This window comes from Streptomyces sp. WMMB303, assembly GCF_029351045.1.
In the GTDB taxonomy this organism is placed as follows: Bacteria; Actinomycetota; Actinomycetes; order Streptomycetales; family Streptomycetaceae; genus Streptomyces.
In genome coordinates this window covers 2,675,365-2,693,653 of sequence record NZ_JARKIN010000001.1, presented here as the reverse complement: position 1 = coordinate 2,693,653, position 18,289 = coordinate 2,675,365, and the positions used below count along the sequence as shown (strand labels likewise).

The window sequence follows — 18,289 nt, the reverse complement described above, 5'->3', positions numbered from 1 at the left end:
CTGCGGGGATGACTCCCAGTACGTCCGCGGGACCGGTTCCCGCCCCCGCGCCTCCGCCCGCCGCCCGCGCCGCCTCGGTCGGCTCCTCCCCGGTACGGGAGATCCTGGCGCTGACCGAGCGGCCCGAGGTCATCTCCTTCGCCGGGGGGCTCCCGGCGCCCGAGCTGTTCGCCGCGGAGGAGATACGGGCCGCCTACGACCGGGTGCTCGCCGACGAGCCGCGCCGGGTGCTGCAGTACTCGACCACCGAGGGGGACCCGGTGCTGCGCGCCGCGGTGGCCGGACGGCTGGCGGCGCGGGGTCTGCCGACGGTCCCGGACGAACTGGTGGTGACGACCGGCTCCCAGCAGGCCCTCACGCTGCTGGCGACCGCGCTGCTGGAGCCGGGCGACACCGTCCTGGTGGAGGACCCCACCTATCTGGCGGCCCTGCAGTGCTTCGGGTTCGCCGGGGCGCGCGTGGTGCCCGTCCGCTCCGACGAGGCGGGCCTCGATCCGGAGGCGCTGGCGGAGGCCGTGGAGCGCGAGCGGCCCAAGCTGCTCTACCTGATCCCCACCTTCCAGAACCCCACCGGCCGTACCCTCCCGCTGGAGCGCCGCCGCGCCGTCGCCGAGATCGCCGCACGGTACGGGATGTGGATCGTGGAGGACGATCCGTACGGCGAACTCCGGTTCGAGGGCGAGCCCGAGCCGTGGGTCGCCGCGCTGCCGCAGGCCGCCGACCGCACGGTGCTGCTCGGCAGCTTCTCCAAGGTGCTGGCGCCCGGGCTGCGGCTCGGCTGGCTGCGCGCGCCCGCCGCGCTGCGCCGCGCCTGCGTCGTCGTCAAGCAGTCGCTCGATCTGCACTGCTCGACCGTCGACCAGGCGGCGGCCGCCCGCTACCTGGCGGACAACGACCTGGACGCGCACCTGGCCCGGGTCCGGGACGCCTACCGGGAGCGCCGCGACGCGCTGCTGGACGGCCTGGCCGCCGCGCTGCCACCCGGCAGCACCTGGAACCGCCCGCAGGGCGGGATGTTCGTCTGGGCGCGGCTTCCGGAGGGCCGGGACGCCACGGAACTGCTGCACGACGCGGTCGCCCGGGATGTGGCTTACGTCCCAGGGGCGCCGTTCTTCGCCGGCCCCGGCGACCCGGCGTCGCTGCGCCTGTCGTTCACCACGCACTCCCCGGAGGAGATCCGCGAAGGGCTGCGGCGGCTGGGCGGGGCGCTGCGGGCCGGGGTGCGGTAGCAGGCCGGGACGTCGGAAGTCGGCCGGTTCGGCGAGCGGCTTGCCCCGGCGGAGGGCGGACGGTTGAATGGGCGACCGTGCCGCGTGTCGCTGCCGCCGTGTACGGCAGCGCCATGGAGGCACCCTGACGTGAGGAGTGCATCGTGGGTACACACACCGCCGGGCTCGTCTGACACGTGAGAGCTGACGGCACGCGCGCAGCGCGGTTGCCGTCCCGCGCCGCCGGCTGACCGGGCGAGCGCCTCTCCGTTCCCTTCCGCGCCGTCCTTCTTCCACCGGGCCCTTCCCTGCCCGGGTGCACCGGCGGCCGGGCTGTCCGCGCCGCCGGTTCCCCCGGCGTGCGCGGCGCGCCCGTGCGCGCGCATTCGCGCCGTACGCGTGCTCCCCTGCGGGCCCTTCTCCCGAGGAGCTGTTTTCTTGACCCCTGCACCCAACCCGTCCGTCCCGCCCCGCGTGGCGGACTTCAACCGCGCGGTCGTCGAGGAGTTCCGCGCCAACGCCGGGCAGGTCGGCGGACCCTTCGCCGGGGGCGATCTGCTGCTGCTGACCACCACCGGCGCCCGTACCGGTACGGAGCAGACCTCGCCGCTCGGGTTCGTCCGCGACGAGGACGGCGCGCTGCTCGTCGTCGCCTCCGCGGGCGGTGCGCCCCGGCACCCCGCCTGGTACCGCAACCTTCTCGCGCACCCCATGGTCCGCGTGGAGGTGGGGACAGAGACGTTCGGCGCGGTGGCGGTTCCCGCCGAGGAGGCCGAACGCGAGCGGCTGTTCGCATATGTGTCCGGGCAGCAGCCCGGATACGCCGACTACCAGGCACGGACGGACCGGCGGCTACCGGTGGTGCGGCTGGAGCGCTCCTACCCGGACGCGCCGTTCACCGGCCTCGTCGACAAGCTGCTGGAGGTGCACACCTGGCTGCGCGGGCAGCTGCGCCGGGTGGCGGCCGAGGCTGAGGCGTACTTCGCAGCTCGCGCGCCGGGTGCGGACGGCGCCGGCGCGCTTCCGCTCGGGCTCCAGCTCCGGCAGCACTGCCTGGCCTTCTGCGAGTCCCTGCACGTCCACCACACCTCCGAGGACCAGGGTGCCTTCCCGGTCCTGGAGGAGAAGTACCCGCGATTGGCCCCGGCCCTCGCCCGTCTGCGCGCCGAGCACCGGACGGTCGAGCGGATCCGGGGTGAGCTGGAGTCGCTGCTGGCCGCGCTGCCCTCGGCGGACCCGGACCGCTTCCGGTCCGAACTGGCCCGGATGACGGAGGAGCTGGAGGCACACCTCGATTACGAGGAGGAGGTGCTGATCCCGCCGCTGTCCGAGCTGCCGGCGCCCTGATCCGGGGGACGCAGCCGCTGCCCGACCCGGCCGAGGGCGCGGGCGACGACGTCGAGCTCGTCCGGCTCCAGCACGTCGATCAGGGCGGCCCGTACTGCGGCCACATGACCGGGGGCCGCGGCACGCAGCACGCCGCGGCCCTCCGGGGTGAGCGCGGCCAGGACGCCGCGGACGTCGGTGGGGCAGGAGTGCCGTTCGACCAGGCCGCGCTTCTCCAGCTGGCCCACCTGGTAGGTGAGGCCGCTCTTGGAGGTGAACAGTCCTTCTGCCAGGTCGGTCATCCGCACCTCGCCGTCGGGCGCCGCGGCGAGGCGGACGAGGATCTCGTAGTGCGGGTGGGAGAGTCCCGCGTCCTCCTTGAGTTGCTGCTCGAGATGGCGGGAGACCCGGCTGGTGGCTTCCAGGAAGCCCTGCCAGGCCGCCATTTCCCGCTCATCGAGCCACCTGGTTCCGGTCATGGTGTCCATTCTACTCGGTTGTTCAAATTCGAACCTCCTTGTTACGGTCGGCGAGTAGTCATTCAAATCTGAACAACCAGACCGGTCCCGTCCCGGGCCGGTCGCTCCCAGGAGGCTCCGCTCATGCCGTCCCCCCACGCTCCCGAGACCGCCGACAGTGCGTCCCGCGACCACCGAACCGCCGAGGCCCCCCGCTTCCCCGCGGGCGCCGGGGCCGCGGGGGCCGCTCCCGCCGAACAGTCCGGGCACGACGCGGGGCTGCTCGTGCTGCGCCTCGTGATCGGTCTCACGATGGCGGCGCACGGCAGCCAGAAGCTGTTCGGGTGGTTCGAGGGCGGCGGACTCGACGGCACCGCGCAGTTCTTCGCGTCGTCCGGCTACCCGGCCGCCCGCACCATGGCCCTGGTGGCCGGGCTCACCGAGGTGCTCGGCGGACTCGGGCTCGCGCTGGGGCTGCTGACCCCCCTCGCGGGCGCCGCCGTGTTCGGCACCCTGCTCAACGCGCTCGCCGTGAAGTGGGGCGGCGGCTTCTTCGCGCCGCAGGGCGTGGAGTACGAACTGCTGCTCGCCGCGGGTGCCGCGGCGCTCACCCTGACCGGCCCCGGACGGCTGGCGGCCGACCGGGTGCTGCCGCTGCCCCGTCCGCACCGGCTCGTGCACGGCGCGGGGGCACTGGCGCTGGGCGCCGTCCTGGCCGTTGCGGTGCTCCTCTCGCGCTCCTGACCCGCCGGGTGTGCGCCAGTGGCATGCCGCACCCCCGCGCGCACCCGCCCGGGTGAGGTCGGGGATCTGTAAGGGAAGTGGAACAATCGACAGCTTTCCTTCGTTCTTGACTCTGCACTAGCGTGCTGTTTTTGCTAACGCATTACGCTGGACGGCAAGGCCGCGCAGTGTGGCCATGGAGGAGTGAGATGAGGAGTAGTAACCCGGTCTTCTCGCGACGGGGGTTCAGCCGCAACAACGGCTATGCCGGTTTCGACGCTCAGCAGCAGCCGCCGCAGGCCGGGAACCCGTACGCGACGAACCCCTACGCCGGAAACCCGTACGGCCGGCAGACCCAGGCCCCCGGTCAGCCGTACGCGCCTCCGGCCGCACCGCCGTCCGCCGGGCGGATGACGATCGACGACGTCGTCGCCCGGACGGGGATGACCCTCGGTCTCGTCATCGCGATGGCAGCCGTCGCCTGGATCACCGGGCTGTCGCTGCCGCTCGCCATCGGTGCCGGGCTCATCGCCATGGTGCTGTCGTTCGTGCAGGTGTTCAAGCGCAAGGCGTCGCCCGCGCTGATCCTGGCGTACGCCGCATTCGAGGGGCTCTTCCTCGGCGCCCTGAGCAACTTCGTCAACCAGTTCGTGGACGGCGCCGCCATGCAGGCGGTGCTCGGCACACTGGCGGTCTTCACCGCCGTCCTGGTGCTCTACAAGACCCGCGTCATCCGCGTCACCCAGCGGTTCTACCGGTTCGTGATGGCTGCCGCGATCGGCTTCGTGCTGCTCATGGCCGTCAACATGCTCTTCGCCGTCTTCGGCGGCGGTGACGGGCTCGGCTTCCGCAGCGGCGGCCTGGGCATCCTCTTCGGCGTGGTCGGCGTCGTGCTCGGCGCGCTCTTCCTCGCCCTGGACTTCAAGCAGGTCGAGGACGGCATCGCCTACGGCGCCCCCAAGGAGGAGGCGTGGCTCGCCGCGTTCGGGCTGACGCTGACCCTGGTGTGGATCTACCTGGAGTTCCTGCGCCTGATCGCCATCCTGCAAGGCGACTGAGCGGCACCGGCGGCAGCCGGAGCCGCACCCGCGGCGGACTCGCCGAGGGCCCGGGAGGTGAACCACCTCCCGGGCCCTCGGCGTGTCCGCGTCTTTCGCGTCCTACGCGTTTTCGCGTCCTAAGCGATCCTTCGTGTCCTAGGGTCTTCGCTTCGTCTGTCCAGGCCGGGGAACGAGGCCCTGCCTAGCGGTGGCGCGCGGCGCGCCGCAGGTCGTGTTCGTGGATGATCGCTTTGGCGTGCCCGTAGGCGAGGTTGTGCTCACCGCGGAGCCAGCTCACCTTCTCCTCGAAACGGAGCAGGGCGGGGCCCTCGTCGACCGCGTGGAGCCATTCGGAGACTTCACGACCAGTGCACTGGGGAATGCGGGACAGCATGTTCCGGTGGGTCTCTTCGGAGAAGACTTGGGACATCGGCGCCTCCGGACGCTTCTGCAGTGAGTCCTTGCCGACACGTTGCCTGAGGGCGCGCGCGTTGGCAACAGTGCGGAAGGCCCGGAGCAGCGCACCGGCGCATATGCTGGGGGCGTGCCCCGGCCCGACACCCGCCCCCTGACCGACGCCGTCGAACGGTTCGCCGACCGGCTGCGCAGCCTGCCGCAGAGCACCCTGGAGCGGGGCGCCGCCGCGGACGGACTCGCGCTCGCCCGGGAGTTGGCCCTGCTGGCCCAGCGCCTCGAATTCCCCGAGGGCGGGATGTCGCGGGTGCTGCCGGACGCCGGTGTCTTCGCCGTCGGCGATCAACTCGCCGTCGCGGGGCACGACGTGGTCGCGGCCCTGGAGACGACGCCCGCCCACCTCGCGGAACCCGCGCTGCGGGAAGCCCTCCAACTGCTGGAGGGCTCACCGCTGTCCCCGCGGAGCGGCACCGCGCGGGGCGTTACAGGGGCGTGATGACGCGGTCCGCCAGCAGGTAGGCGGTGCTCCCGTCGGGGAAGGCGAAGGTGAGCGCGTAGGAGCCGGCGATCCCGGAGCCGCCCATCAGCACCGGGGCCTGACCGCGGCGCACGCCGTCGGCCAGCGCCTCGCTCGTGGCACGGTGGCCCGGCGCCAGGCACACCGTCGTACCGTCCTCGAAGACGTAGACGTCCAGCGTGCCCAGCGGACCCGGGCGCACATCGGCCAGCGGGGTGCGCGCCTCGGCGAGTTCGGTCAGCCGCTCGACGGTGCGCTCGTGGTACGTGACGGTGGGGGCCGCGGGCGCCGGTGCGGGACCGGGCACGATCGGCTCGCCGTCGAGGGTGTAGTCCGGCTGGGACGGGTGGCGGCGGCGGGCCGCGGCCAGACCCGGGGGTTCGTCCTCCGGAGCGGCGTCCGCGTCGCGGAAGCAGACCCCCTCGGCGGTGCGGCGGTACTCCTCCACGCCGCGCTCGTCGTCCGCGCGGGTGTAGGGGGCCACGTCCAGCTCGAGGTCCAGGTCCGCGAGGTTCAGGTCCGCGTCGTCGGTGTCGGCCGTGTGGTCCGCGTAGTCCGTGTCCGCGTGGTCCGCGTCGCCTGTGTCCTCGGGCCCCGGCTGGCGGGGGATGAACAAGCCGTCGGTGTCGGCCTCCAGCAGGGCGTCGAGTTCCTCCGCGAGGCCGTCCGCCTCGACCTCGTACGCGTACTCCGTGCCGTGACCGGCCAGCAGCGAGCCGGCTCCGGAGTCCGCGCCGCGCGCCTCCTGGGCGGCCCAGAAGGCGCGGGCCTCGGCGAGCTCCCGCTCCCGCTCGTCGGCCAGCGCGGCGGCGACGGCGGTACGGATCTCCTGCGAGAACGCGTCGGTCCTCGGCGGGAGCGTGTCGGGGGCGGCTTCGCCGCCCCGGTGGGCCGCGTCGCGGGCCCGCGGGAGCGCGGCGCCCGGGGCCGCCGCCGGTGCTGTCTCCAGCTGGGCGCGCAGCGCCGTCAACTGGCCGCGCAGGCCGCGCGCCGTGTGCAGTGCCGCACCGCCCAGCGCGGTGGCCGTGGTCGCCGCACACAGCAGGATGAGGGATATGGCGCTCACTGACTTGACTCCCGGTTCCGGTTCGGTCCCCTGATGCGGTTCCCCCCGGTCGTTGCCCCTTGAATTCCTACTACAGCGCTGTATTCCTACAACAGCGTCGGCTCGAAGGTTGTTCAAGGTTCTTCGACCGTAGTGCAAATCCCGTCGAACTGGACAGGGGTAGTCCGGAGCCGGTTTGATGCGTACCGCCATGACCTGCGGGAATACCGTGCCTCCAGGGCATATGTCACATCCTGGGGGCGCTTCGGTCTCGCCGCTGTATACCCGGTGCCCGGCGGCCTTCGCGCACCGGTTCGCCGGGCCCGGAGCGGTCGCCGGGCGGAGCGCCGGGACGAGCGCCGGGGCCGCTGCCGGGACGCGCGGCTGCGGTCCCGGCTGCGGCCCCGGCGCACGCGGCTCAGGCGAGCCGCTCCAGCACCATGGCCATGCCCTGGCCGCCGCCCACGCACATGGTCTCCAGGCCGAACTGCTTGTCGTGCCACTGGAGCGAGTTGAGCAGCGTGGTGGTGATGCGGGCTCCGGTCATACCGAACGGGTGTCCCACGGCGATGGCGCCGCCATTGACGTTGAGCTTGTCCAGGTCGATGCCGAGGTCCTGGTAGGAGGGGATGACCTGGGCCGCGAACGCCTCGTTGATCTCCACCAGGTCGATGTCGCCGACCGACATGCCGGCCCGGGCCAGCGCCTGCTTGCTGGCCTCGACGGGACCGTAGCCCATGATCTCGGGCGAGAGACCGGACACTCCCGTGGAGACGATCCGGGCCAGCGGCGTCAGGCCCAGCTCGCGCGCCTTGGTGTCGGACATCACGACGAGCGCGGCGGCGCCGTCGTTGAGCGGGCAGCAGTTGCCCGCGGTGATCAGCCCGTCCGGGCGGAAGACGGGCTTGAGTCCCTCGACCCCCTCCAGCGTGACGCCCGCGCGCGGCCCGTCGTCCTTGCTGACGACCGTGCCGTCCGGGGTGGTGACGGGGGTGATCTCGCGCTCCCAGAAGCCGTCCCCGAGCGCCTTCTCGGCGAGGTTCTGCGAGCGCACGCCGAACTCGTCCATCTCACGCCGCGTGATGCCCTTGTGGCGGGCCAGGTTCTCCGCGGTCTGGCCCATGGCCATGTAGACGTCCGGGGCGCCGCCCTCCGCGCGCGGGTCGGTCCAGCCCTCGCCGCCCTGCTCGGCGCGGGCCGCGGTGCGGGCCTCGGCCTCGGCGAAGAGCGGGTTGTGGGTGTCGGGCATCCCGTCGGAGGAGCCCTTGACCGAGCGGGAGACCGCCTCGACGCCCGCCGAGATGAACACGTCGCCCTCGCCCGCCTTGATCGCGTGCAGCGCCATCCGGGTCGTCTGCAGGGACGAGGAGCAGTACCGCGTGATGGTGCAGCCCGGCAGGTGGTCCATGCCCAGTTGGACGGCGACGACGCGCCCGAGGTTGTGGCCCTGCTCGCCCCCGGGCAGTCCGCAGCCCAGCATCAGGTCGTCGATGTCCGTCGGGTCCAGCTCCGGGACCTTGGCGAGCGCCGTCCTGACGATCTCGGCGGTCAGGTCGTCCGGGCGGATGTCCTTGAGGGAGCCCTTGAAGGCGCGGCCGATGGGGGAGCGGGCGGTGGAGACGATCACTGCTTCAGGCATCAGGGCTCCAGAGAGGGTCGGCGAGTGGCTACGCAGCGGAAGCTACCCGCCCGTAGGGTGCGGGTCACGGTCCCGGGGATGTGACGCGGGCCTCTTCTAAGCGTTCGCTTTTTCCGTCCCGCGGTCAAGGTTCCGCAGCCGGTCCGTGCCCCCCGCGGCCGCCGCGGCGGGCCCGCCGTGCCCGCGGTCCGGCCTCGGTCCCCCCGTCGTCGGCCTGCCCCGGCCCCCCGTCGGCCCGGCCCCGGCCCTGTGCGGTCCGGTGCGGGCCGCCGGCCGGGTCAGCGGTTCTCGGCGACGTCCTCGGCGCGGTCCTCGGTGTACCTGGGGCCCATCTCCCCGGGAGGCGGCAGCCGGCGCCGGCGGCGGTGCTTGAGGAGCGCCCAGGGGCCGCGCATCCCGGCGACCTCCGTACCGCCCTCGGCCGCCGCCTCCGCGGCGGCCCGCGCCACCGGGAGGATGCCCTCGCGCCGCCGCGCGTCCGGCCGCTCGTCCTCCGTCGGCCACAGGCCCAGCGCCGCGCACAGGGTGGGCAGTATGGCCATCGCCGCAGTGGCGTACCCCTCGGCCGAGGGGTGGTAGTTGTCGGGTCCGAACAGTTCGCGCGGGTTCGCGGAGAACTCCGGGCCGAGCAGGTCGCCCAACGAGACCGTACGGCCGCCCTCCTCGACCACGGCGATGGTCTGAGCCGCCGCGAGCTGGCGCGAGAGCCGCCGGGCGATCCAGCGCAGCGGCTGCCCGACCGGCTCGACACTGCCCAGGTCCGGGCAGGTGCCGACGACCACTTCGCAGCCCGCCGTCCGCAGCCGCGCCACCGCGTCCGAGAGGTGGCGGACCGAGCGTGCCGGGGACATCCGGTGGGTCACGTCGTTGGCGCCGACCATGATGACGCACACGTCGGGGGCCTCGGCCAGGTCCCGTTCGCTCAGCAGCAGTGTGATCTGCCGCTCCAGGTCGTCGGACATGGCGCCGGAGAGGGCCACGTTGCGCAGTTCGACGGGGCGTTCGGCGACCGCCGCGAGCGCCGAGGCGAGCAGCGCCCCGGGGGTCTGGCGGGGCCGGTGCACGCCCTGGCCCGCCGCGGTGGAGTCGCCGAGGAAGGCGAGGCGCAGCGGCTGCCCGTCGTAGAGCCTGCCGAAGGCGCTGCCGTACGATCCGTCGGCCTCGGGCGGCTCGTCGTCGGAGCCGCCGATATGGTGTTTCGCCAGTTGGAGTTCGGTGAAGAGCAGCCCGACCGCCGCTCCACCGACCAGGCCGAGTCCGCCGCCTCCATAGGCGGCCGCGGTCGCGATCCGTCGGGCCACTCTCGCGCTCGACGCCTTCGACATCGGCATTGTCCTCTTCCGCCTCCCGAGTTCCCGATCATGGGCTCATGTAGTGGTGCGTCCGTTCGTGGGGGAGCGGGCGCCTGTTCCTGTGCGTTCGGGGGCTGTTGTGCGCCGGTGTGCGCACTGTTGTCCGAACGCCGGGGGTCCGCGACCTCCAAGACTGTGTTGCCCCGTGCGGCCCGCCCTGCAACGCACCTGGGGTGTGCACGTGTTGCCCCATAAGGTGTCGGCACGGGCTCGCGACCCCGCGGCCCTGCGACCACGACTACGCGCGGAGACCACGGTGCAGTATCACGAGTCGATGATCGAGCTTGTCGGCAACACCCCGCTGCTCAAGCTCAACAGTGTCACGGACGGTATCCAGGCCACCGTCCTTGCCAAGGTCGAGTACTTCAATCCAGGCGGGTCCGTGAAGGACCGGATCGCGCTGCGCATGATCGAGGCGGCAGAGCAGTCCGGCGAGCTCCGGCCCGGCGGGGTGATCGTGGAGCCCACCTCGGGCAACACCGGTGTCGGACTGGCCATCGTGGCGCAGCAGAAGGGGTACCGGTGCCTCTTCGTCTGCCCCGACAAGGTCTCCATGGACAAGATCAATGTGCTGCGGGCCTACGGAGCCGAGGTCGTGGTCTGCCCCACGGCCGTCGATCCCGAACATCCCGACTCTTACTACAACGTTTCCGACAGGCTCGTGCGCGAAACCCCGGGCGCCTGGAAGCCCGACCAGTACAGCAACCCCAACAACCCCCGCTCGCACCACGAGACGACGGGCCCCGAGCTGTGGGAGCAGACCGACGGCCGGATCACCCACTTCGTGGCGGGCATCGGCACCGGCGGCACCATCAGCGGCACCGGCCGCTATCTGAAGGAAGTCAGCGACGGCCGGGTGCGGATCGTGGGGGCCGACCCCGAGGGCTCGGTCTACTCCGGCGGTTCGGGCCGCCCGTACCTCGTCGAGGGCGTGGGCGAGGACTTCTGGCCGGACGCCTACGACCGCGGCGTCACCGACGAGATCGTGGCCGTCTCGGACAAGGACTCCTTCCAGATGACGCGGCGGCTGGCCAAGGAGGAGGGGCTGCTGGTCGGCGGGTCCTGCGGGATGGCCGTGGTCGGCGCGCTGGAGGTGGCCAGGCGGCTCGGCCCGGACGCTGAGGACGCGGTGGTGGTCGTGCTGCTGCCGGACGGCGGACGCGGCTACCTGAGCAAGATCTTCAACGACGAGTGGATGAACGACTACGGCTTCCTGGAGGAGGGCGGCAGCACCGGCGCCCGGGTCGGCGAAGTGCTGCGCTTCAAGGAGGGCCCGATCCCCTCGCTCGTGCACATGCACCCGGAGGAGAAGGTCGGCGAGGCCATCGAGGTGCTGCGCGAGTACGGCGTCTCGCAGATGCCCGTGGTCAAGCGCGGTGCCGGGCACCCGGACGTGATGGCCGCCGAGGTGATCGGTTCGGTCGTCGAACGCGAGCTGCTCGACGCGCTGTTCGCGCAGCGCGCCTCCCTCGGGGACCCGCTGGAGAAGCACATGAGCGCACCCCTGCCGCACGTGGGCGCCGGGGAGAGCGTGGCCGACCTGATGGCCGTGCTGGAGGGCGCCGACGCGGCGGTCGTCCTCGCGGAGGGCAAGCCGAGCGGCGTCGTGAGCCGTCAGGACCTGCTGGCCTTCCTCGCACACGAGGGCCGCTGACGCGTGCTCGCGGGGTGCTGAGCCCCCGGTGGCCGACGGCGGTTCCGCCCGGCCGGAACCCCGGCCGCCCCGGCCCGGGCGGCCGGGGCGGAGCCGCCGCCGTCGGACCGTTGCGGCCGGCGGGGTTCCGCGGCCCGCGGGAGGTCGTCGCCCGCGGGGTCGGCCGGCCCGGGACCGGTACGTGCTCAGTCGGAGGTGCGGGTGCCGCCGCCGCGGGAGAACCAGGAGCGGCTGGCCTGTAGGCCGTTCACCGCGACGATGCCCGCCCAGCAGGTGACCAGGCCGGTCAGGCCGGCGTTCGCCACCGCGATCGCCGAGAGCGGGATCGCCAGCACCAGGGAGGCCACCGCCAGGCCCAGCCGGGCGCCGAGCCCGTCCGGCAGGCCGGACGCGGGCTGCGGCTGCGGCGCGGTGCCGACGCTGCTGCCCCGGGCGGCGACCATCTGCTCCTCGGCCATCCGGCGCCGCACCTGCTTGTCGACCACGGTGTCGAGTCGCTGCTCCACCTTTTCGAGGAACGAGTCGAGCAGTTCGTTCTCGTAGTCGGGGCCCAGCTCCCGGCGCGTCTGCAACGTCGCGTCGAGTTCTTTCCTCAGCTCATGGTCGGCTCCGCTCATGTCCGCCAGCTTACGGGCGCCGCGGGCGCCGAGCAGTGGTGCTAGCCCCCCTCATCGCGGGGGCCCGCCCTTGCGCGGGTGGCGCCCCTCCGGCGGCAGCCGCCTTCGGGCGACCGGCGCGGCTCCGTCTTGCCGGGGACCGCCGCTGCTGCATAGGGTTATGCAAGGGAGGAGTGGGCTGAATGAGAGGTGCGGGATGGGCAGCGCGAGCGCGCGGTTGCTGAAGCTCTTCGAAGGGCACCGGCTGACCCCGACCCAGCGCCGTATCGCGCACTGCATGGTCCGCAGGGCGGGCGACGCCCCGTTCCTCTCCAGCGTCGAACTGGCCGAGCTGGCCGGAGTCAGCCAGCCCTCCGTCACCCGGTTCGCGGTGGCGCTCGGTTTCGACGGCTACCCGGCGCTCCGTCGCCACCTGCGCGAGAGCGAGCCGCCCGCGGAAGCCGAGTCCGCCGCGGAGGGCGAGGGGGCCACCGGGCTCAGCGAGTACCAGCAGGCCGTGCACGCCGAGATCGAGAACCTGCGGCACCTGGCCGCACTGCTGGAGGACCCGGCGCCGGTCGAGCGCGCCGGCGCGCTGCTGGCCGCCTCCCGCCCGCTGCCCGTGCTCGGACTCCGGGCCGCGGCCGCACAGGCGACCGGCTTCGCGTACTTCGCGGCCAAGGTCCATCCCGATGTCCGGCTGCTCACCGAGGGCGGCTCCATGCTCCTGGACCGCATCGACGGCTGCGTACGCGCCGGAGCCCGGACGCTGCTGTGCTTCGCGCTGCCCCGCCATCCGCGCGAGACCGTGGAGGCGCTGGAGAGCGCGCGGGAGGCGGGGCTGTCGATCGTCACCGTCGCCGACAGCGCCTTCGCGCCGGTCGCCCACCCCGAGGACCTGCTGCTGCCCGCGGCCGTCGGTACGGGCCTGGCCTTCGACACGGCCTGCGCACCCATGCTGCTGGGCCGGGTGCTGCTGGAGGCGATGTGCGACGGGCTGCCGGACGCGCAGGCACGCCTGGAGGAGTTCGACACGCGAGCCGGAGAGCGCGGCCTGTTCGCCGAGTGAGAGCGGGTGTCGCCACCGGGCCGCCGCCCCCGGGCTCACCGCCACGGGTCCCCTCACCGGCCGTCCGGATCACCCGGGGTCGCGCCCGAGGAGGGCCAGCAGCCGGTCCCCGGGCGGGGCGCCGGGCGCGAGGTGTACCTCCGGCCCGAACAGCGGCCGCCGGGCTTCCGCGTGCGGCACCAGGTGCCGGGCCACCGGCAGCAGCCGGGCCGCCAGCGGCGCGGGAACGGGGCAGGCGGTCCGGTCGGTGGCCCGGGCGATGTCCCAGCCGTGCACCGCGATCTCCACCGCGCCCGTCAGCGCCAGGGCGGTCGCCGTCAGCGGTGCGTCGGCCACCGCGACCGGCCGGTGCCGAGGACCGTCGCGGGTCCAGACGCCCAGCAGCCGCGCGGCGCGCAGCCGGAAGGCCGCCGCGGGGTCCGCCCCGCCCGCCCCGCCACCCGCCGGACCTGCCGGACCCATCGGGTCCGCCGGGCCTCCCGTGCCGTTCCCGGGCTCCGGGTACAGCGCGACGGTGCCCTCGGTGAGGCCCTGGTGCAGCGCCCGCAGCGAGTCGTCCGCGTGCGCCATCAGCCTGCCCAGGTCCCATCGCGCGCAGGGGGTCGGCCGATCCAGCAGAGCGGGGGTCACCGGCTGCGCGGTGCCCAGCGCGTAGCCGACGGCCCGCCGCAGCAGCTCCGCCGCCCGCTCGGCGGAGTCCGCCGCGGATGCGGCGTCGCCGAAGTCCCCGCCGTCCGCCGCGCCCCCCGCGTCGGACGGGTTCGGCTCCGGTGCCGCGCGAGGTGCGCCCGCGGCTCCGTACCACGCCCGCGGACGCCGTGCAGGGGTACTGTCCGACGCTGTGCCGCCCGTCGTGCTCCCACTCGCCTCCACCATGGTCTCCCGCCTCTCGGTGCCCTGCGCCGGGGCGCGCCGCTCCGGCGTTCCCGGGAAGACGGACCGGGTGCGGAGCGCGAACTCATCGCTGCACCCGACGGTCGGCCGTCTGTCCGGGGCCCACGGCCCGGATCCGTGCATCTCCCGCGGCGCGGAGGGGAACGCGACCGGACCGGTCCGGATGTGTCTGCGATAGGTTCCTTCACGGGACTCTTCCGGAACGGCTGAACCCGTGCGATCCCAGCGGCAGCGGGGTCATCGTCAGCCCCGCACAGAACCAGGACCGCTCGTGGACAGATTCGCTACCCTGCAGCAGGCGCTGCGCTCCGCACCGCCGCACGCGCTCGCCCGGGTCGTCACCGAGGAGCTGCGGGGCCGGTACGGCGCCGGGCGTGTCGAGCTCCGCATGGTCGACTACGGCATGACGTCGCTGCAGTCGGTCGACGGTCAGACTGCCGACGCCGAGCCGGTGTCCGTGCACGACAGCCCGCAGGGCCGGGCCTTCGGCTCCCAGCAGCCCTTCACGGTCCAGCAGCCCGACGGCGGAGCCGTCGTCCATCTGCCGGTCACCCTCCGGGGCGACCGGCTGGGCACGCTCTCGGTCGGGCTGCCGTCCGCTGCCGATCCCGACGGGATGCTGCCCGCGCTGCAGCAGGTGTGCGAGGCGCTGGGACACGAGATCCTGGTCGCCGAGCGGGACACGGATGTGTTCCTGCTGGCCCGCCGCGTCTCCCGGCTGACCCTGGCCGCGGAGATGCAGTGGCAGTTGCTGCCCGGTCGCACCTGTGTCCGCGACGAGTTCGAGGTCGGTGCCCATCTGGAGCCCGCGTACGCCATCCACGGCGACAGCTTCGACTGGGAGGCGTCGGAGCGGTATCTGACTCTCGCCGTCACCAACGGCATGGGCGAGGGGATAGAGGCTGCGCTGCTGACCAACCTCGCCACCAACGCGCTGCGCAACGCGCGCCGGGCCGGACTGGACCTGGCGGGACAGGCGACACTGGCTGACCAGGCGGTCTACGCGCAGTACCGGGGCGCGGCCTACGTGTCCGTGCTGCTGCTGCGGTTCGAGCTGTCGACCGGCCGGGTGGCGGTCGTGGACGCGGGTTCCCCGAAGATGTGGCGGATCCGCGGCCGGGACGTGGCGGCGGTCCCCTTCGACCATCAGCTGCCGCTGGGCATGTTCGAGGACACGGTCTACGTGGAGGAGTCCTTCACGGTGCAATCCGGCGACCGCCTGCTGATCGGCAGCGACGGCGTCTACGACACGCCCTTGGGGCCGGCGGGGGAGGCGTCGCCGGGCCGGGAACGCGAGAAGTACGGCGAGCGCGCACTCGCCCGCTCGCTGCCGGGGCACCGGCTGCTGCCGGCCGGTCTGGTCCCCGCCGCGGTCCTCCGGGAGCTGGCGAACTACCGGGGCGAGGCCCCGCTTCAGGACGACGCGCTGGTGATGTGCGTGGACTGGCACGGCAGCCCCACAAGCCCGGGCTGAGCCCGGCGGCGCTCCCGCCGGAGACCCGCCGGATTCCTCCCGGCTCCTGGGGACTCCGGCCCACCGCGCCCCGGCCCCTTCCGGACCGCACCCGTCCGGGGCCGGAGCCGCCGGGGCCCGGTATCCGGGGCACGGTGCGCGGACTCAGCCGAGCATCTTGATCAGCTCGGCGGCCACCGGTCCGGCCGAGGCGGGGTTCTGGCCGGTCACCAGGTTGTGGTCGACCACCACGTGCGGGGCCCACGGTTCGCCCGCGTCGAAGTGCGCCCCGGCCTCGACCAGCCGGTCCTGGAGCAGCCACTTGGCCTTGTCGGCCAGCCCCGTCATGCGCTCCTCCGCGTTGGTGAAGCCGGTGAGCCGGTAGCCGTGCACGGCGTTGGCGCCCTCCTGGGTGTGGGCGGCCAGCAGCGCGGCGGGGCCGTGGCAGACCACGCCGAGCGGCCTGCCGGAGGCCAGGGTGCGCACCAGCAGCGTGCCGGAGTCCGAGTCGGTCGCCAGGTCCTCCATCGGGCCGTGCCCGCCGGGGTAGAAGACGGCGTCGAACCCGGCCGGGCCGCCGGCGCTGTCGATCCGTACATCCTCGATGCTCAGCGGGTTGCCCAGCGCGGTGAAGGACTCCAGCCCGGCCTTGACCCGGTCGGCGTTGTCCTGTCCGCCGTTCGCTTCGGCGGACAGGCTGGCCTCGTCGACGGCGGGCACGACCCCGCCGGGGGTGGCGACGACGACCTCGTGGCCCACCGTCGTGAACGCCTCGTAGGGGGTGACGGCCTCGTCGGCCCAGAAGCCGGTGGGGTGCCGGGTGCCGTCGTCGAGCGTCCAGTGCCGGGCGCCGGTCAGCACGAAAAGGATCTGCGTCATGTCGTTCTCCGGGGGTGCGGGGGAGGGCTACGGGACGACCGTAGGCCGCTCCGGGCCGCCATGGCCGCTGACGCCACCGGGCGAGCCCGTCCCGTCCCCTGGCCGCCGCAGTCGTCCGCCGCGGTCCGTGGGCGGCCGAGGAGGCGGGGCGGACCCCGGTCGGCCGGGCGCACCGTTGACTAGAACTATTCAATGCGTATCGTTGGTGAATAGATTCGATACGCGACCACTGAGTGCGCGTACGCCCCCGGAGTGCGTGGCACGCCCGGCGCGCGCGTACGCCGCGAGTCGAGGAGGCAGGGCCACATGACCAGCACCGCAGGACCGCGCCCGGTCAGGGCACCGCGCGGCAGCGAGCTGAGCGCGCTCGGATGGCAGCAGGAGGCCGCGCTGCGGATGCTGCAGAACAACCTCGACCCCGAGGTCGCCGAGCACCCCGACGAACTCGTCGTCTACGGCGGCACCGGCAAGGCCGCCCGCGACTGGACGTCCTTCGACGCGATGCTCCGCACTCTGCGCACCCTCCGCGGCGACGAGACGATGCTCGTCCAGTCCGGGCGCCCCGTCGGGGTGATGACCACCCACGAGTGGGCCCCGCGCGTACTGATCGCCAACTCCAACCTGGTCGGCGACTGGGCCAACTGGGAGGAGTTCCGGCGGCTGGAGCAGCTCGGCCTGACCATGTACGGCCAGATGACCGCCGGTTCGTGGATCTACATCGGCACCCAGGGCATCCTCCAGGGCACCTACGAGACGTTCGCGGCGGTCGCGGCGAAGAAGTTCGGCGGCACGCTCGCCGGAACCATCACCCTCACCGCCGGGCTCGGCGGGATGGGCGGTGCCCAGCCGCTCGCCGTCACCATGAACGACGGTGTCGCCGTGGTCGTCGAGTGCGACCCCTCGCGGATCGCCCGCCGCATCGAACACGGCTACCTCGACGTCCGTGCCGAGAACGCCGCGGACGCGCTGCGGCTCGCCGTCGAGGCCCGGGACGCACGCCGCCCGCTCTCCATCGGCCTGCTCGGCAACGCGGCCGAGGTACTGCCCCGGATGCTCGCCGACGGCGCTCCGATCGACATCGTCACCGACCAGACCTCCGCGCACGACCCGCTCGCCTACCTGCCCGCCGGTGTCGACTTCGCCGACATGGCCGCGTACGCCGCCGAGAAGCCCGCCGACTTCACCCTCCGGGCACGCGAGTCGATGGCCGCGCACGTGGCGGCGATGGTCGGCTTCCAGGACGCGGGCGCCGAGGTCTTCGACTACGGCAACTCCCTGCGCGGCGAGGCCCAGCTCGCCGGGTACGCGCGCGCGTTCGACTTCCCCGGCTTCGTCCCCGCCTACATCCGGCCCCTCTTCTGCGAGGGCAAGGGACCCTTCCGCTGGGCCGCCCTCTCCGGCGACCCCGCCGACATCGCCGCCACCGACCGGGCCCTGCTCGACCTCTTCCCGGAGAACACCTCCCTCGCCCGCTGGCTGAAGCTGGCCGGCGAACGCGTGCACTACCAGGGCCTCCCGGCGCGGATCTGCTGGCTCGGCTACGGCGAGCGGGCCGCGGCCGGCGAGCGCTTCAACGACATGGTCGCCGCCGGGGAACTGGCGGCGCCGCTCGTACTCGGCCGCGACCACCTGGACTGCGGCTCGGTGGCCTCGCCGTACCGCGAGACCGAGGCCATGCGCGACGGCTCCGACGCCATCGCCGACTGGCCCATGCTCAACGCCATGCTCAACGTCGCCTCCGGCGCCACCTGGGTCTCCCTGCACCACGGGGGCGGGGTCGGCATGGGCCGCTCGCTGCACGCCGGCCAGGTCACCGTCGCCGACGGCACGGCGCTCGCGGGCGAGAAGCTGCGCCGGGTCCTGACCAACGACCCCGGCACCGGAGTGATCCGGCACGTCGACGCCGGGTACCCGGAGGCGGAGGCCGTCGCCGAGGACCGCGGCGTCCGCATTCCGATGCGCGAGGGGGATGTCTGATGGAGGCCCACGAGGGGGCCGCCGGGCCCGGGCCGCGGCCGCAGC

The 18,289-nt window shown here is 73.5% G+C and carries 17 protein-coding genes; 9 read left to right on the top strand and 8 right to left on the bottom strand.

The genetic code is table 11. The features are described from left to right. Nucleotides 1-8 precede the first annotated feature (8 nt). Nucleotides 9-1,229, top strand: coding sequence for a PLP-dependent aminotransferase family protein (locus P2424_RS12005; RefSeq protein WP_276475747.1), 1,221 nt, complete (start codon nt 9-11; stop codon nt 1,227-1,229). A gap of 417 nt (nt 1,230-1,646) precedes the next feature. After that, a complete protein-coding gene (locus P2424_RS12000) occupies nt 1,647-2,555 on the top strand; it encodes a nitroreductase/quinone reductase family protein (RefSeq protein ID WP_276475746.1) in 909 nt (302 codons plus the stop codon). Here the strand turns inward: P2424_RS12000 and P2424_RS11995 are convergent. After that, entirely contained in the window at nt 2,504-3,013 is a 510-nt protein-coding gene (locus P2424_RS11995; protein WP_276475745.1) for a MarR family winged helix-turn-helix transcriptional regulator, read from the bottom strand. The genes P2424_RS12000 and P2424_RS11995 overlap by 52 nt on opposite strands. 123 nt (nt 3,014-3,136) lie before the next feature. On the opposite strand from P2424_RS11995, the gene P2424_RS11990 reads away from it, so the two are divergent. Both P2424_RS11990 and P2424_RS11985 read left to right on the top strand, forming a co-directional pair. Next, on the top strand, nt 3,137-3,736 hold the full coding sequence (locus tag P2424_RS11990; RefSeq protein WP_276475744.1) for a DoxX family protein: 600 nt from the start codon (nt 3,137-3,139) through the stop codon (nt 3,734-3,736). Between the two features lie 188 nt (nt 3,737-3,924). Next, nucleotides 3,925-4,773, top strand: a complete 849-nt coding sequence (locus tag P2424_RS11985; RefSeq protein WP_276475743.1) for a Bax inhibitor-1/YccA family protein — start codon at nt 3,925-3,927, stop codon at nt 4,771-4,773. 184 nt (nt 4,774-4,957) lie between these two features. On the opposite strand, the gene P2424_RS11980 is transcribed toward P2424_RS11985, so the two are convergent. Further along, nucleotides 4,958-5,185 carry a DUF4287 domain-containing protein gene (locus P2424_RS11980; RefSeq protein WP_019356940.1) on the bottom strand — a complete coding sequence of 76 codons (228 nt, stop codon included), beginning with the start codon at nt 5,183-5,185 and terminating at the stop codon, nt 4,958-4,960. Nucleotides 5,186-5,299: 114 nt separating this feature from the next. Here P2424_RS11980 and P2424_RS11975 point away from each other — a divergent pair, with 114 nt between their 5' ends. Continuing rightward, entirely contained in the window at nt 5,300-5,665 is a 366-nt protein-coding gene (locus P2424_RS11975; RefSeq protein ID WP_276475742.1) for a hypothetical protein, read from the top strand. Here P2424_RS11975 and P2424_RS11970 read toward each other — a convergent pair. The 3 genes from P2424_RS11970 to P2424_RS11960 form a co-directional block, all read right to left on the bottom strand. Beyond that, nucleotides 5,652-6,752, bottom strand: coding sequence for a hypothetical protein (locus P2424_RS11970; protein WP_276475741.1), 1,101 nt, complete (start codon nt 6,750-6,752; stop codon nt 5,652-5,654). The two genes, P2424_RS11975 and P2424_RS11970, sit on opposite strands and share 14 nt — an antisense overlap. A 397-nt stretch (nt 6,753-7,149) precedes the next feature. Continuing rightward, nucleotides 7,150-8,370, bottom strand: coding sequence for an acetyl-CoA C-acetyltransferase (locus P2424_RS11965; protein WP_276475740.1), 1,221 nt, complete (start codon nt 8,368-8,370; stop codon nt 7,150-7,152). A 278-nt stretch (nt 8,371-8,648) separates the two neighbouring features. Further along, nucleotides 8,649-9,701 (bottom strand): SGNH/GDSL hydrolase family protein, encoded by a 1,053-nt coding sequence (locus P2424_RS11960; protein WP_276475739.1) that lies wholly within the window; start codon nt 9,699-9,701, stop codon nt 8,649-8,651. Between the two features lie 277 nt (nt 9,702-9,978). Between P2424_RS11960 and P2424_RS11955 the strand changes: the two genes are divergently transcribed. Further along, entirely contained in the window at nt 9,979-11,376 is a 1,398-nt protein-coding gene (locus P2424_RS11955; RefSeq protein ID WP_276475738.1) for a cystathionine beta-synthase, read from the top strand. Between the two features lie 185 nt (nt 11,377-11,561). On the opposite strand, the gene P2424_RS11950 is transcribed toward P2424_RS11955, so the two are convergent. Then, complete coding sequence (locus tag P2424_RS11950) at nt 11,562-11,993, bottom strand: hypothetical protein (RefSeq protein WP_276475737.1); 432 nt, start codon at nt 11,991-11,993, stop codon at nt 11,562-11,564. Nucleotides 11,994-12,189: 196 nt separating this feature from the next. Here P2424_RS11950 and P2424_RS11945 point away from each other — a divergent pair, with 196 nt between their 5' ends. Next, on the top strand, nt 12,190-13,041 hold the full coding sequence (locus tag P2424_RS11945) for a MurR/RpiR family transcriptional regulator (RefSeq protein WP_276475736.1): 852 nt from the start codon (nt 12,190-12,192) through the stop codon (nt 13,039-13,041). 69 nt (nt 13,042-13,110) lie between these two features. Here P2424_RS11945 and P2424_RS11940 read toward each other — a convergent pair whose 3' ends face one another. Beyond that, nucleotides 13,111-13,917: a TIGR03086 family metal-binding protein gene (locus P2424_RS11940; protein WP_276475735.1), complete on the bottom strand. Its 807-nt coding sequence runs from the start codon at nt 13,915-13,917 to the stop codon at nt 13,111-13,113. 289 nt (nt 13,918-14,206) lie between these two features. Here P2424_RS11940 and P2424_RS11935 point away from each other — a divergent pair, with 289 nt between their 5' ends. Next, on the top strand, nt 14,207-15,409 hold the full coding sequence (locus tag P2424_RS11935; protein WP_276475734.1) for a PP2C family protein-serine/threonine phosphatase: 1,203 nt from the start codon (nt 14,207-14,209) through the stop codon (nt 15,407-15,409). A 144-nt stretch (nt 15,410-15,553) separates the two neighbouring features. On the opposite strand, the gene P2424_RS11930 is transcribed toward P2424_RS11935, so the two are convergent. After that, nucleotides 15,554-16,267 (bottom strand): type 1 glutamine amidotransferase domain-containing protein, encoded by a 714-nt coding sequence (locus P2424_RS11930; protein WP_276475733.1) that lies wholly within the window; start codon nt 16,265-16,267, stop codon nt 15,554-15,556. A 306-nt stretch (nt 16,268-16,573) separates the two neighbouring features. Between P2424_RS11930 and hutU the strand changes: the two genes are divergently transcribed. Continuing rightward, nucleotides 16,574-18,244 carry a urocanate hydratase gene (hutU, locus tag P2424_RS11925; RefSeq protein ID WP_276475732.1) on the top strand — a complete coding sequence of 557 codons (1,671 nt, stop codon included), beginning with the start codon at nt 16,574-16,576 and terminating at the stop codon, nt 18,242-18,244. Nucleotides 18,245-18,289: the final 45 nt, after the last annotated feature.